Below are 15320 nucleotides of genomic sequence, written 5' to 3' on the forward strand. Positions count from 1 at the left end.
TGATTATCACGTTCGCACCGCAAAGTAGCTACCCGAACTTCAACAACTAAATCTCTAATTTTTATCATTTGACCTATGAAGATTCACTGGAACGGAGTTTACCCTGCTGTTACCACAAAATTCACCACAGACGATCAGCTGGATTTGGATATGTTCAGAACCAACCTCGACGCCCAAGTTGAAGCTGGCGTGGACGGCATTATCCTGGGCGGAACCCTTGGCGAAGCCAGCACCCTTACCGAAGAGGAAAAAGCCACCCTTATCAGGGAAACCGTAAAGCATGTGGAAGGCAAGATTCCCGTAATTATCAATATCGCCGAGCAGTCGACTTCGGAAGCAATACGCGCCGCCGCAAACGCAAAAGCCAACGGGGCCTCAGGTTTAATGATCCTCCCTCCGATGCGTTATTTGGCCGATGACAGAGAAACCGTGGAATACTTCAAAGCCATAGCCAACAGCACCGAACTGCCGATCATGATATACAACAACCCGGTAGATTACAAAATCACGGTAACGCTCGACATGTTCGCCGAACTGGCCGAATGCCCGAATATCCAAGCGGTAAAAGAGTCGACTCGTGACATCTCCAACGTGACACGGATGCGTAACCGCTTTGGTGATCGATTCAAAATTCTTTGCGGAGTTGACACTTTGGCCTTGGAGACTTTATGTGTGGGCGCCGACGGGTGGGTAGCCGGACTCGTATGCGCATTCCCGAAAGAAACCGTCACGATCTTCAACCTTCAGAAAACAGGACGCCTTCAAGAGGCTCTCGATATCTACCGCTGGTTCCTCCCTCTTCTGGAACTCGACATCCATCCGAAACTTGTGCATTATATCAAATTGGCGGAAACAGCCTTGGGACTCGGCACAGAGCACGTCCGCGCACCGCGCCTTCCGCTTGTTGGGGAAGAGAGAGCAAGAGTGCAGGAAATCATCGACAATGGAATCGCCAATCGCCCCGAGCTTCCTGAAGTTGAGTCCGTAACAGCCGCCTTCGCATAAACCGACCATAACCATAATAATCGAAATGGAAATCATCAACGCCTCAAAGAACATCTTCCGTTCGCCTTCCGAGGAGACCCTCGAAAAGTTGATGCGGGACAGCTTTCTGGCTTCCGAAGAGCTCAAGAACCTTTCGGGAGAGCGGAAAGCGGACTTCCTTGTCGCTATCGGCGAGGAAATCCTAGCCCTCGGCGATAACCTCGTTAACGCCGCAATGAACGAATCCGGCTTACCGGAAGGCCGTATCGTCGGCGAACGCGGGCGTACCGTCGGGCAGCTCAACCTGTTCGCCGACCTCATCCGCGAAGGCTCGTGGGTAGACGCCACCATCGATACCGCCATCCCTGACCGTCAGCCTCTGCCAAAAGCCGACCTGCGCAAAATGCTCCGTCCGCTGGGCGTTGTAGCCGTTTTCGGCGCCAGCAATTTCCCCTTGGCTTTCTCTACCGCCGGTGGCGACACCGCTTCGGCCCTTGCCGGAGGAAACAGTGTGGTAATGAAAGCCCACGAAGGCCACCCGGAAACCAGCGATTGGGTAGCCCTAGCGATCCAGAAAGCCGCCGAAAGGACCGGAATGCCTGAAAACGCCTTTACCTTGGTTCACGGCTCCGGCGCTACGGTAGGCCAAGCCATCGTAAAGCACCCGATCTGCAAAGCCGTTGGATTCACGGGCTCTGAATACGCCGGACGCATACTATTCGATCTCGCCGCCCAACGCAAAGAACCTATTCCCGTTTTCGCCGAAATGGGAAGCATCAATCCTGTACTCATCCTTCCCGAAGCTTTGGAAGAAAACGCCGAAGACTGGGCAAAAACCTACGCCGGATCAATCACGCTCGGCGTTGGCCAATTCTGCACCAACCCCGGTCTTTTACTGATCAAAGACGGAGAAAAAGCCAACCTGTTCGCCTATAATCTGGCCAAAGCCATTTCCGACATTGCGCCAGCGAAAATGCTAAACGGCAAAGTCAAAAACGGCTATGACGCTTCATTGGCGAACGCTTTGGAACAAAAAGGAATCACGGTTATCGGAGAATCTTCGACAAAAGCCAATAACGCTAACATCGAAGGCGCACCAACCGTAGCCAGCGTCGACGCCCGTACGTTTATCGCCAATCCGGAATTGCACAAGGAAGTGTTCGGGCCTTACTCGTTGCTCGTTCGCTACACCGGCGAAGACGAATTGCTCGAAGCCATCGAAGCGCTTTCCGGCCAATTGACCGCCACGGTAATCGGGTCTGAGCCATCGCTGGAAAAATACAGCCAGGCTATCGACGCCCTATTGGCCCGCACCGGACGAATCATCTTTAACGGAGTACCAACCGGCGTAGAAGTTTGCCCTTCTATGCATCACGGAGGCCCATACCCGGCTTCTACCGACTCCAGATTCACATCGGTCGGCACCGACGCCATCAAGCGCTTCGCCCGCCCGGTCTCTTACCAGAGCTGGCCGCAAAGCCTGTTGCCCGACGAGCTCAAAGACGAAAACCCGCTAAACATCTGGCGCTTGGTCAACAACTCGTTGAGCACCGAAAAGATCAACTGACAACCGTACCCCGAACACCTGAAACCCACGCCCCCGGACCGTACCATCCGGGGGTATTTACCCTTTCAGCTTATGCGTTTTATCTCCAAAGAGGAAATCAGTCCGTTATTGGACTTCCCTAGCCTGATCGACAGGCTGGAACAAGCTTTCCAAGGCAACTACACCATTCCGCAACGGCATCACCACGACTACGACAACCCCAACGCCGACAGGGAATCTACCCTGTTGCTAATGCCCGCTTGGGAAGCCGGCAAGCACGTCGGGGTGAAAATCGTTACCGTCTCACCAGAAAACGGAAAGCATGACCTGCCGGCAATCCAAGGCCTATACCTGCTTATGGATGGCGACACCGGAACCCCGAAAGCCCTCTGCGACGCAAAAACGCTAACTGTAAAACGCACCGCGGCCGCTTCGGCCCTGGCCTCAAGATTCCTTTCCGCCCCCGACAGCAAACACCTGCTTATGGTAGGCACGGGAGCCTTGGCGCCCGAGCTGATAAAAGCCCACTCGGCCGCCAGACCTATCGAAAAAGTAACGCTTTGGGGAAGAACCCCTGAAAAGGCGAAACAACTCGCCGAAGAACTTGTAGCCGACAACGCCCTCGAACACATCACATTTTCCATTGCCGAAAATCTGGAAAGCGCGGTTGCCGAAGCCGATATCATCAGTTGCGCCACATTGAGCCAAACTCCGTTAATTTCCGGAAAATGGCTCCGCCCGGGCCAACACCTCGACTTGGTTGGCGCCTATCGCCCCGATATGCGCGAGGCCGACGACGATTGCATCCTCCGTTCCGAAGTTTATGTGGACACGTACGCCGGAGCCACAAAAGAATGCGGCGATATCCGGATTCCGCTTGAGGAAGGCACACTGAAACTCGAAGAAATCCGCGCCGACCTGTTCGAGCTCTGCAAAAAAGAAAAAACAGCCAGCCGTACCGCCGAAACCATCACCATGTTCAAATCTGTCGGACATGCTTTGGAAGACCTCACCGCCGCGCAGTTAATTGACGAAAGGCTCCCGCAACTCAACGAAGCCTAAGTTGTCAGCCCGAGTCAAAACACTAAAACGCACCACAACAAACTGTTTTTAAGCGAATAACAAATGTTTTGATTAAATTATGACAACGTACCGAACAACGACACGCATCAACTCAAACCGACTTCTTTTATGCCTAAAAAAACATTCTTTTGCGTAGACGCCCACACCTGCGGCAATCCCGTACGCGTCGTTGCCGGCGGTGGTCCTGACCTTAAGGGTGACAATATGCTTGAGAAGCGCAAGCATTTCCTCGAAGAATACGACTGGATCCGTACCGGCCTGATGTTCGAGCCACGCGGCCATGACATGATGTCCGGAAGTATCCTTTACCCGCCACACGACGAAGCCAACGACGTAGCCGTCCTTTTCATCGAAACCAGCGGTTGCCTGCCTATGTGTGGTCACGGTACTATCGGCACAATCACCATCGCCGTAGAGGAAGGTTTGATCACCCCGAAAGTTCCCGGTAAAATTCGCATGGAAACTCCCGCCGGGCTTGTGCTGGTGGAATATACCCAAGTAGGAAACAAGGTAAAATCGGTCAAACTGACCAACGTTCCCGCTTTTCTTTACAAGGAAAACCTTGAAGTGGAAAGTCCTGATCTCGGCATGTTGACAGTGGACGTAGCCTATGGCGGGAACTTCTACGCCATTGTTGATCCGCAAAAAAACTTCTCCGGAATCCAAGACTTCACCGCATCACAGCTGGCGCAATACAGCCCGGAAATACGCAAACGCCTGAACGAGAAATACGAGTTCGTCCATCCGGAAGACTCCCGCATCAACGGCCTGAGCCACCTTCTCTGGACTGGCGACACACTCTCGGACGAAGCCGACGCCCGAAACGCGGTTTTCTACGGTGACAAAGCCATCGACCGCTCACCTTGCGGTACAGGCACTTCAGCCCGGATGGCCCAATGGGTGGCCAAAGGCAAGCTCAAAAAAGGCGATACCTTCGTTCACGAATCCGTAATCGGCAGCAAGTTCGTCGGAAAAGTCGAAGACACGCTCATAGTAGAGGCCAAACAAAAAGGAAGCGAAAGTAAAAACGCGCTCAACTCGGCCGAATCAACCGGAATCAGCATCGACGGTGGCAAAGACGACCAACTTACCTTGGAAAGCTACCCCGCCATTATCCCGAGTATCGAAGGTTGGGCAAGAGTGACCGGATACAATAACATTTTCATCGATCCGGAAGACGATCCATACGCCCACGGTTTTCAGGTAATTTAACTACTTCAAAAACATCATATGCCCGAAACTATACAGAAGAAAATCGTTATCGTTGGCGGAGGAATAGTCGGTCTGTGCGCCGCCTACTATCTCCGTCAAGACGGTCACCAAGTCACTATTCTCGAAAAAGAGGAAAAAACCGGGCAAGCCTGTTCAGCGGGCAACGCCGGCATGATCGTTCCGAGTCATTTCATACCGTTAGCCGCTCCGGGCGTAATCGCCAAAGGCATCAAATGGATGTTCAGCCCGGAAAGTCCGTTCAGCATAAAACCATCGCTGGACAGCGAGCTGATTTCTTGGCTCTGGAAATTCTATCGCTCAGCTAATGATGGTCATGTCCGTTCGTCAGCCGGCATACTCAAGGACCTGAACCTGATGAGCCGGTCCCTCTTCGCCGAATTCGCTCAAAGTGACGATATCGATTTTTCTTTTGGAGAAAAAGGGCTATTAATGCTTTACAATACCGCCAAGGCTCAGCAAGAAGAAACCGAAACGGCGAAAATGGCCGAAAAAATCGGAATCCAAGCTGATATGCTTGACGCCAAACAAGTACAGGAACTCGAACCCGGCATCAAGGTCAACGTCCGCGGGGGCGTCCACTACGTCAAAGACGCGCACATAGATCCTGTGGAATTCTGCGACGCTTTGGAGGATTTTCTCAAAAGCAAAGGCGTGGAAATAGTCAACGGAGCGGAAGTGAAAACCTTCGGACAGGTAAACGGGCAAATCAAACACCTCACGACCCAAAACGGCGAACGCCACGAAGCCGACGAGTTCGTTTTGGCCGCCGGAGCTTTTTCCACTACGCTTCTGCAAGGCCTCAACGCCAGCATTCCAATGATAGCTGGGAAAGGCTACAGCGTCACGGTACCCAACCTTGAGCAAAGACCGTCCGTACCTTCCATCTTCTGCGAGGCGAAAGTCGCCGTCACTCCAATGGGCGACAACCTACGCATAGGCGGAACCATGGAACTCACTGGCCGGAACCTTTCGGTACGCAAGGCAAAAGTGAGAGGTATCCTCAAGTCCATTCCGGACTACTACCCGGATATGCCTGCCGGAAATATGGGAAAACTGCCCGTTTGGAGCGGTCTGCGCCCTTGCTCTCCCGATGGACTTCCGTATATCGGACGCTTCCAGAATCACCAGAATATGATAGCCGCCACGGGCCACGCCATGATGGGCGTCAGTCTGGGACCGGTCACCGGCAAGCTGGTAGCGGATATTGTTTCCGGCAAGGAACCGAGCCTTCCGTTGGCACAACTCTCACCGGATCGCTACAATTAAGTACACCCTGTAATTTGGTTTATGTCGGAAAGAACGTCGCTAGGAACACCAACCTACTGAATTGTAGGACTCTAAATTATTTCCAAGCAACCTCTTTACGCTTTACCTTTTACCCTGTACTCACAGAGCCGGAAAATCAAACCATTCAAAACAACAAAACTCAAACCCATGTCATTTTTCCCTAAAGAAACTTACGTCGCGCGAAGACGTAAACTGGCCGAATCCATCGGCAAAGGAACCGTTTTATTGCTTGGCAACGACAATGTCGGGATGAACTACACCGACAACCACTATCCGTTTCGCCAAGACAGCACGTTCCTTTACTTTTTCGGCATAAACAAGCCAGGTTTGGCCGGAACCATCAACACCGAAACGGGCGAAGCCAAAATCTTTGGCGATGACTTGAGCATTGACGACATCGTTTGGACCGGCCCGATGCCTAACCTCTCGGAATTGGCCACCTGCGCCGGAGTGACAGTCACCGCTCCGAGCAACAAACTCGTTGAAGAAATAGCCAAGTGTCAAATCCAAAACCAGCCTATTCACTATATTCCCCAATACCGTCACCGGAACCTGATCAAGACAGCCGATTTGCTTGATATTCCAATTAATCAAGTAAACCTGAACGCTTCCGTTACGCTGATCAAAGGCATTGTCGCTTTGCGGTCCATTAAGTCCGAAGAGGAAATCGTGGAAATTGAAAAAGCGGTGAACCTGTCCCTCGATATGCACGAAGCCGCCATAGCGATGGCGCGTCCGGGCGTAAACGAAAACACTATCGCTGCCAAGATCAGGCAAGTGGCCGAAGCCGCCGGCGGTACGCTCTCGTTCCCAACTATAGCGACCATTCGTGGCGAAATTCTCCATAATCACTACACTGGCAACACACTACAAGAAGGTGACCTGCTCTTGCTTGACGCCGGTGCAGAAGTGCGGTCGGGTTACGCCGGCGACCTTTCCAGCACCATCCCGGTCTCCGGACAGTTCACCGCCAGACAACGGGAGGTTTACGACGTCGTCTACAGCGCCCACTTGGCTGCGATGGACACGCTCAAGCCCGGCACCGAATTCACCGAAACTCACCGGGCCGCATGTCTGAAAATCGCCGAAGGCATGAACAGCCTCGGGCTTATGAAAGGCGATCCGGCCGAAGCAGTCGCCCAAGGCGCCCATGCGCTGTTTTTCCAATGCGGCACCGGCCATATGATGGGGCTTGACGTCCACGATATGGAAAATCTCGGCGAGCAGTACGTAGGCTACACCGACACGAAACTCAAAAGCACGCAATTCGGCCTGAAGTCTTTGCGTTTGGGCAAAGCGTTGGAGCCCGGATTCGTAGTCACCGTAGAGCCGGGAATCTATTTTATTCCTGAACTGATTGACCGTTGGAAAGCCGAAAAGAAATTCGAAGACTTTATCAACTACAGCGAAGTGGAAAAATATAAAGACTTCGGAGGCATCCGCAACGAGGAGGACGTCCTGATTACCAAAGACGGAAGCCGCACCCTCGGCAGGAAAAAAACACAGTCCGCCGACGAACTCGAAAGCCTGATGGCCTCAATAACCGAGACAGTCTGACCCACTTAAGCCAGCGCATAGATCTTTATACGCTGGCTTTTTTTGCAAAACAACCTCCTCTTTTCCGTCACTGGGACGATTTCCACCCCCACTCGCTGTTTTCTCCCGTTTTCACCCGACCCCAATAAACCGATCGCCCTCCCCGAGCTTATTGGCTATTAATTTTTGCGCCACTAGTTTTGAAGTAAGATATTTGTTGAACGCCTATCTTTTTCAAAATGAGAAGACTACTGCACAATTATTTTATCATTCTCCTGCTTTTTTTCGGGATTTGGTCCTGCAAACCAGCCCCAACGATTCAGGGCAGGGAGAATATGAATTTCAATAAAAACTGGACCTTCACCAAAGCCCAACCGAAAGGCGACTCTTGGAAAACCGCCGGCTTCGACGATAGCAAATGGGATCAGGTAATGATTCCGCACACTATGCAAGTCGAAGAATTGGTGATGAAAAGACAATGGCAAGGCAAAGGCCGGTACCGCAAAACTTTCAGTCTTCCGCAAGAGCGCAAAGGTCAAAACGTATTGCTCCGCTTCGAAGGTGTAATGACCGTGGCCGACGTTTGGCTCAACGGCCAGAAGCTCGGAAGACACGAGGGTGGCTTCCTTCCCTTCGTTTATGACATCACGCCACACGCCAAATTCGGCGAGGAAAACATCTTGGCGCTGACCGTAGACAATAACGACAACCCAGAGGTTCCTCCCGGAAAACCCATTTCCAAACTCGACTTCGCCTCTTACGGAGGAATCTACCGTAACGTGAACCTGATCTTCCGCGAACCGCTCCATATTACCGAAGACGTGGAGATCAACCGCATCGGTGGCGGAGGAATTACCGCCACTTTTCCCGAAGCTTCTGAAAAACAGGCGCTGGTTTCGGCCAAAGCCAATATCCGTAACACCGGAAAAGAGAAACGTCGCTTTACGCTCAAGAACACTTTGTTGGAGAATGGAAGAGCCGTAAGCTCCGCCAACACGGAAAATCTTGACCTAGCTTCAGGCCAAGACCTGAATTTCACTACGGAAATGACCGTGGACAAGCCCAACCTTTGGTCGCCTGAAAATCCGCATCTCTACACTCTTCGCACCGAAGTGTTGGAGAACGGGAAACCTGTGGATATGGTGGAAACCCGTATCGGTATCCGCCGAATCGGGTTTGACGGGGAGCGCAGGTTCCTTATCAACGGAAAGCCGACGTATCTCCGTGGCGCCAACCGCCATCAGGAGTACCCGTACGTAGGCTACGCCATCTCGCCGGAGGCAGATTACCGCGACGCCTACAAAATCAAGCAAGGCGGTTTCGACTTTATCCGCCTTTCGCATTACCCGCACTCGCCTGCTTTTATGGACGCCTGCGACGAGCTGGGAATCGTAGTGATGAACTGCATCCCAGGCTGGCAGTTTATCGGCAACGACAAGTTCAAAGATTTGGCCGTACGCGACGTTCGCGAGATGATCCGCCGGGACAGAAACCACGCCTGCGCCATGATTTGGGAAACCTCTCTCAACGAAAGCTGGCAAGACGAAACGATGAGAAAGCGCTTCAACGACGCGGCCAAAGAGGAACTCCCCGGCGATCAGAACATCACCTCGAGTTGGCAGGAAGGCGACTTCGATATGTTTGTGGAAGCCAGACAGCACGGCGGTTGCCAGTACGACCGCAAAGGCGTGCATCGTCCGCTTAACGCGCCGGTATTGGACAACAAACCGTCGATAGTGAGCGAATACGGTGATTGGGAATATTACGCCCAAAACCACGGCTTCCACCAAACCGAATTCAAAGGGCTGAAGAAAGAGCACCGCAACAGTCGCCAACCGCGCGGCGCCGGCGAAGTTCGCTTGATCCAGCAGGCCTTTAACTACCAAGAGGCCCATAACGACAACCTCAGGTCAAGAGCTACGGGCGACGCCATCTGGGTAATGTACGATTACAACCGCGGTTATTCTCCCGACCTCGAACACTCCGGCCCGATGGATATTTTCCGCCTGCCGAAGTTCGCCTACCGTTTCTTCCAAAGCCAGCGGGACGCCAGCGAGAACGTCAAGGATCAGCCACACGGTCCTGTACTCCATATCGCGTCGTATTGGACCGAAAAGTCGAAACCGCACGTACGCGTATACGCCAACGCCGACGAAGTGGAGCTGTTCCTCAATGGCAAATCGATAGGCAAACGCAAGGCCGATACCGACGAGGCCTCCACGGAGCTAAACTACCCTCCATTCTCTTTTGACCTGAATAAATTCGTACCCGGAGAGCTGAAGGCCGTGAGTTATCTCAAAGGAAAAAAACAGGCCGAGACAAGCGTACGCACACCGGGAAAGGCCTCAAAACTTAGCCTTACGGCCGATATTTCGGGTAAAAAATTCAAGCCGGAGAGCGGTGATATGATCTTTGTCTACGCCACGATAACCGACGCCAACAGCACCACCGTTCCCGACGCCCAAAACGAGATCACGTTTAGCGTGGAAGGTCCGGCCAAGATCATCGGCCAAAACCCGATAAAGGCCGAAGCCGGAATAATCGGAGCTTTGGTAAGGGGTACGGGCAAAGCCGGAACAATCACCGTAAGCGCCAAAAGCGTAGGACTGAAAAGCGGAAAGATTACGCTATAAGGCGTATTGGTTTTAGGTACTATTTCTGACAACCTAACTCTGTTACACATTGAGAAAAAATCCCCAGAGACTATGACCTCTGGGGATTTTCTTTATTCAAAAAACACTACTTAACATCGGGGTTCCAACACTATTTTTCTCCGACATGCCTAGATGTTTACCTCTGACATCACTCGTTGTACGGCTTTGACATGTCTAGATGTCTGTTATCTACATTATTCTTTGTCGAACATCCACCTACTTTGAGGCAAAAATCAAAGGCGTTCGTAGGTTGGCTCTACCGGCACTTCATAAAGTGCGGGGGCGGATTCCTCGCTGACCATCACTTGATCCAATACCAAGTTTGGGTCCAGTACATACACCCGTACGGTATGTTCGCCGGCAGGCAAGTCTGTCAACAGCTCGGCCGTGGCCTGATTGCGGAAAGTATTGGCTTGCCAAGTTCTGCTTCGGCCTTTGGTCCTTACGCTCAGGATTTCCGGCTGTTGGCCGTCTATCTGAATCGCCACCCTCAGTTTATCGCCGTAGCGGAGCGGGTGAGTCGGTAGGCAACGTACGCTTACTTTTGCCTTCAAATCGCCTTCGGAGCGGAAAACGTATTCAGTGTAAGGAGCGCGATCCACCACCTCAATGTTTTTCAGCACCTGCTGATCCGTCGGCGTCAAGCCTTTTTGGCTATGACCGAGTCCCTCCACGGTAATCCACTGGCCTTTGCCCTTGGCGTAGTCTGCGGCGGCGAAGCCCAAATATGGGTTTTCGGCCGACAACGTCCGGCGTCCGGCACGGCCCGTTACGTTCAGGATAATCTTCTGCCCGTTCGCCTCTATTGTCAGTTTACCTTCGGGGTTGCCTTTGGCCTTGCTCTGGTCCAATGACAACCAGATGCGCTTGCTTTCCTCGAACTCGCCTTTCGACTCCTCCAAACGGATCCATTTCGGAGCTTTGGCTTTCCACTTCACGGACTTTCCGTCGTTGGCCACCAATTCCACAAAGCGGGATTGCGAAACGGTAACCTCACGAACGGAAGCTCCGCTTTCCACCGCTTTAGCGTTGCCTTCGGCATAAACCGACACGCCTGCGGCAGTAGCTTTCACCGCCTCCGGCAAAACCGGCTTGCGGAACACGGCCAAACCGCGCGGTGCCTCCGACATCATCTTGTCCCATTTGCCATTGAGCATTTCCTTGTTGTAATATTTGGTCATCAGGCGAATGCTGTCATAGGCTTGCTGAGACATGCCGGCGTAGTCGTTCGCTACCGGCAAGCCTTGCTTGGCGTAGAAACGGGCCTTGTGGGCGTAAACCATCTTGCGGTTCATCAGGCCCGCGGCCACTACCGGATATTCCACCAGCTGGTAAAAAGCGTCTTGGCGCAGGGCCGGCACCTTTTTCTTCAGCGCCTCTACCCTTGCGCGCAAGCTTCCGTACTCGGCCAAGCGGGATTCGGCCTCGTCGCCGGCTTCGAAGAAATTGAATCCGGTGTCTTTTACCGGCGTTTTGGGCTCTACCCTGTTCCATCCCATAAACTCCGGACGACGGATAAAGGCCAAACGGTAATATTCTTTCATCACGGCCGTCAGCTCGTCGGCGTTCTCCTGTCCGAACATATCGGCGTTCCATTGGCGCATATGACCGTAAATGTCACCGGCGTTGGCCACGCTGATATCGTAAGCCAAGTCCAGGGCGAAACTCATATTGTATTCGGCCGGCTTGATGTCGCCCACGTTGAACACCCAGATATTTCGGACATCGTTGTCATAAGCCCGGCGCATCTCGTACCACAGCACCGAAGGCGCCGTGCTTGAAAGCCAAAGGTAATCGTGCGGCGTGCCCCAGTAAGAGAGGTGATAGTATACGCCCGCACCGCCCGAACGCTTGCGCTCTGCGTCGTTGCTTACCCGGCGGAGGTAGCCGTAGTTATCGTCACACCACATCAGCGTGATGTCTTCGGGCAAAGTCACGCCTTTGTCGTAGATGTTCAGCACTTCTTTGTAAGGGATAAAAGCCTGCGGCACTTTCGAAGCTTCGGCGTCCACGTGTTTGCTGAGCAACGAACGTTGGCTACTGATCACCTCGTTGAGGATACGTGCTCCGTCGGAATCGCCTTTGGCGCCACTCATATGGCCGTCGTGCAGGCCGCGCATGCCCATGGTGTATACGCTCTCGTAACGCTTGGTCTCCTCCACGCGCGATTCCCAGTAGGCGTTCACGTTGTCTTTGTTGGACACAAAGTTGTACGAGCCCTTGCCGTCACGTTTCCATTCGTCCACGTTGTTGCGGAGCATCGGTTCGCAGTGCGAAGTACCGACTACTATGCCGTATTTGTCGGCTACTTCCTTGTTTTTCGGATAATGGTAGAAGGCTTTTGTACAGTGGTGCATCGCCGGCCAGATCAGGTTGGCGCGCGAGCGGAGCAAGAGCTCGAAGATCTTGGCGTAAGTCTTCGGTCCGATATCGCCTGTTTCCGGCTCAAAAGTTTTGGCGGCCCAAGGCTGAAGGCCCCAGTCCTCGTCGTTTAGGAAAATACCACGGAACTTCACGTCCGGTTCCTTGGAGAGATAAGGTAAGCCCGCCAAGCGCACGTTCTTCCTGCGCTCGGGCGTAACGTCGGCCCACCACGCCCAAGGCGATACGCCCGCGGTACGGGAGATCTCCAACAGTCCGTAAGCCACGCCACGCCTGTCGCTACCGCAAACCACCAGTGCCTTGCCCGGCTTACCGAACGGCTTATCGACTTGGCTCAGCGTATAGCTTTCCCACTTTCCCGAAAGGGCCAAAGTATCCAGCTTGCCGGAAGTAGCGAGCTTCTTGATAAGCGGGCTCCGCAAAGTACCCACGATAATGGACGTTCCCGAAAGCTCCGCCTCCGAAGCCAGCACCTTCGGCGACAGCCCGGTAACCGCCCGCATGTCATCACGGAACATGGAGATAGCCGTCCGCACCACTTCGCGTTCGCCTGGATCAGACAAAATACCTGTGGCCAAGCCCTCGGCCACTACTGGAAAACCACCGGCCCCGAGCCGTAGCCCCTGCCCAAAGCTTCCGTGGCACAAGGCCGTGGCCAGGAAGCATACCAAAAAGATTTTTTTCAACATCGCTGTTCCGTTCTTTGGAGAATTAATGAAGTTGTTTCTATTGTAATCCGCCATAAGAGTCAACGCTACAGGCTGTGACGTTTTGCGACTCATTAATGGGATGGCTTTGACCGTACCCCTGTCCTTGGGACAATACGGAACAAAGCAATAGAAAAGTAATTAGTAGAATGTTTTTCATAATAGTCTGGCTGATGCCGACAAGCAATTAGAGCAATAAACAAGAATGTAAACTAGAGAGTCAATCCACTCATATCGATAAACAGAACACTCCCCCACGATTTCCCAAACAGGTACGGTAGTGTAAATCGTCCCTGAGCAGATCCCCGAGCACTAAGCGGGCTCCCAATTTTTAAGAAAAGTATAGGGAATAAAAAAGCGGTTGCGCCTCCCCAGAGAGCGCAACCTTGCATATTAAACAGTCACTAGTTTTAGTACCCCGGATTTTGGGTAATATTCGGATTCTCATCCATCAGCTTCCTCGGTATCGGGAACAGTACGTGATGCTCCGCGGCGTCAAGGCGACCAAGCTCGTGGGCTTTCTCCACCAGTTTTCCATGGCGGATCAAGTCTTCTCGGCGGTGACCTTCGCAGAACAACTCGCGTCCGCTTTCGTCAAGGATGTAATCGCGCATTGTGTCTTTGTTCCAACCGTCTTCCGATATTGGAGTGGTGTTCACCCGGTTCCTGATTTGGTTGACCAAGCCCACCACTTCGGCGGTCGGGCCATTCAGCTCGTTGAGCGCTTCGGCCCGGGCTAAAAGTACGCCAGCGTAGCGGTAACGGACGATGTCGTTGCCGGAGAAGTTGCCCAAATGGTCCGGATCTTCACGATACTTCTTCGGATTGGCACCGATGGCTTTGGTGTGATCCACCGTCCGGTAATCCACCTCGTTTCCGTCCGTATCGGTGTAGTAACGGATCAGCGCGTCGCCTAAGCGGTCGTCGTTACCTTCCTCGTATTTGTCGTAAAATTCCCAAGGCGTTTTCAGTCCGCCCCACACGTTCATGTTTACGCCTGTTACCGATCTGTATTTCGGTTTTTGCGGCAACACACAAGCGAACCAAGATGTCCCGTAACCGTCGGCGATTTTCGGAATGGCCAAGATCACTTCCGTATTGCCATTGCCTTCGGTTGCTGTGCTAAACACGTCGTTGTAGTTATCCAACAAAGCATAAACACCGAGCGCCTGAATCTCCGCAGTAATTTCGGCCACCTTCGCAAAGTTTTTTTCATGAAGATAGAGCCTCATCAACATAGTCATCGCCGCGCCCTTGGTGATTCGGCCATAATCTTCCTCTCCGCTATATTCGACAGGGAGCTTAGCGATAGCCGCTTTCAGTTCCGTCTCTATAAACCCGATCACGGATTCGGCCGTAGGCCTTTCCTCCTGATGTATTTTGTTGATATCCGTGGCCACTTCTATATCGGTAACCAAGGGCAAAGGACCGTACATATCATAGACCTGATAAGCGAAATAGGCCCGAAGCGCTTTTACTTCCGCAATGGACCTCTGCTTTTTGTTCTCGTCAGAAATCTCTGTGTTTTCCAACAAGTCCAAAAGGAGCGTCGCTTTGGTTACGCCTTTCGTGTAGTCCTTGTACAAGTCCCAGACAAATCCGGTGTTCTCGTCCCAAAGGAAGCGGTCTTTCTGTTGCCAACCGCCACCCCAAGCCGAAATCAGCTCATCGGTACACAAAGTGTTTACTACGATATGCCTATTATCGATGTAACTATGCATCCATGTTGTCCCGAAATCATTGTAGATGGCCGTGATGGAAGCCTCCACATCCTCTACGGACTTGGGAAAGTTATCGGGCGTAAGCTGGTTGAAGTTTTCCGGCGTAAGGTCGTCGCATGACGTAAACGCCAAACCAACCGCAAGCAGAGCCGTAGCCGTTCTATTTAAAATATTTCTCATCGCTCAA

At 52.6% G+C, this 15320-nt stretch carries 9 protein-coding genes; 7 read left to right on the forward strand and 2 right to left on the reverse strand.

The features are described 5' to 3' along the window. The first annotated feature begins 81 nt into the window (after positions 1-81). The 7 genes from AABK39_RS15370 (at position 82) to AABK39_RS15400 (ending at position 10302) form a co-directional block, all read left to right on the forward strand. A complete protein-coding gene (locus AABK39_RS15370; protein WP_338394696.1) occupies positions 82-1005 on the forward strand; it encodes a dihydrodipicolinate synthase family protein in 924 nt (307 codons plus the stop codon). 25 nt (positions 1006-1030) lie between these two features. Further along, a complete protein-coding gene (locus tag AABK39_RS15375) occupies positions 1031-2551 on the forward strand; it encodes an aldehyde dehydrogenase (NADP(+)) (RefSeq protein ID WP_338392228.1) in 1521 nt (506 codons plus the stop codon). A 72-nt stretch (positions 2552-2623) separates the two neighbouring features. Then, positions 2624-3592, forward strand: a complete 969-nt coding sequence (gene lhpI / locus AABK39_RS15380; protein ID WP_338392229.1) for a bifunctional Delta(1)-pyrroline-2-carboxylate/Delta(1)-piperideine-2-carboxylate reductase — start codon at positions 2624-2626, stop codon at positions 3590-3592. Between the two features lie 129 nt (positions 3593-3721). Then, entirely contained in the window at positions 3722-4825 is a 1104-nt protein-coding gene (locus tag AABK39_RS15385) for a 4-hydroxyproline epimerase (RefSeq protein WP_338392230.1), read from the forward strand. An 18-nt stretch (positions 4826-4843) separates the two neighbouring features. Beyond that, on the forward strand, positions 4844-6112 hold the full coding sequence (locus AABK39_RS15390; protein WP_338392231.1) for an NAD(P)/FAD-dependent oxidoreductase: 1269 nt from the start codon (positions 4844-4846) through the stop codon (positions 6110-6112). Positions 6113-6280: 168 nt separating this feature from the next. Continuing rightward, entirely contained in the window at positions 6281-7690 is a 1410-nt protein-coding gene (locus AABK39_RS15395) for an aminopeptidase P family protein (protein ID WP_338392232.1), read from the forward strand. 218 nt (positions 7691-7908) lie between these two features. Beyond that, positions 7909-10302: a glycoside hydrolase family 2 protein gene (locus AABK39_RS15400; RefSeq protein ID WP_338392233.1), complete on the forward strand. Its 2394-nt coding sequence runs from the start codon at positions 7909-7911 to the stop codon at positions 10300-10302. Positions 10303-10556: 254 nt separating this feature from the next. Here the strand turns inward: AABK39_RS15400 and AABK39_RS15405 are convergent, their stop codons facing one another. Both AABK39_RS15405 and AABK39_RS15410 read right to left on the reverse strand, forming a co-directional pair. After that, complete coding sequence (locus AABK39_RS15405) at positions 10557-13487, reverse strand: glycosyl hydrolase 115 family protein (protein ID WP_338392234.1); 2931 nt, start codon at positions 13485-13487, stop codon at positions 10557-10559. Positions 13488-13822: 335 nt separating this feature from the next. Then, positions 13823-15313, reverse strand: a complete 1491-nt coding sequence (locus tag AABK39_RS15410; RefSeq protein ID WP_338392235.1) for a RagB/SusD family nutrient uptake outer membrane protein — start codon at positions 15311-15313, stop codon at positions 13823-13825. Positions 15314-15320 lie beyond the last annotated feature (7 nt).

It is taken from the genome of Fulvitalea axinellae (assembly GCF_036492835.1).
Lineage (GTDB): Bacteria > Bacteroidota > Bacteroidia > Cytophagales > Cyclobacteriaceae > Fulvitalea > Fulvitalea axinellae.

Excerpts from the sequence above, each read along its gene's own strand:
- AABK39_RS15375 (WP_338392228.1), top strand. The coding sequence starts at position 1,031 with ATGGAAATCATCAACGCCTCAAAGAACATCTTCCGTTCGCCTTCCGAG.
- lhpI (WP_338392229.1), top strand. The coding sequence starts at position 2,624 with ATGCGTTTTATCTCCAAAGAGGAAATCAGTCCGTTATTGGACTTCCCT.
- AABK39_RS15385 (WP_338392230.1), top strand. The coding sequence starts at position 3,722 with ATGCCTAAAAAAACATTCTTTTGCGTAGACGCCCACACCTGCGGCAAT.
- AABK39_RS15390 (WP_338392231.1), top strand. The coding sequence starts at position 4,844 with ATGCCCGAAACTATACAGAAGAAAATCGTTATCGTTGGCGGAGGAATA.
- AABK39_RS15395 (WP_338392232.1), top strand. The coding sequence starts at position 6,281 with ATGTCATTTTTCCCTAAAGAAACTTACGTCGCGCGAAGACGTAAACTG.
- AABK39_RS15400 (WP_338392233.1), top strand. The coding sequence starts at position 7,909 with ATGAGAAGACTACTGCACAATTATTTTATCATTCTCCTGCTTTTTTTC.
- AABK39_RS15405 (WP_338392234.1), bottom strand. The coding sequence starts at position 13,487 with ATGAGTCGCAAAACGTCACAGCCTGTAGCGTTGACTCTTATGGCGGAT.
- AABK39_RS15410 (WP_338392235.1), bottom strand. The coding sequence starts at position 15,313 with ATGAGAAATATTTTAAATAGAACGGCTACGGCTCTGCTTGCGGTTGGT.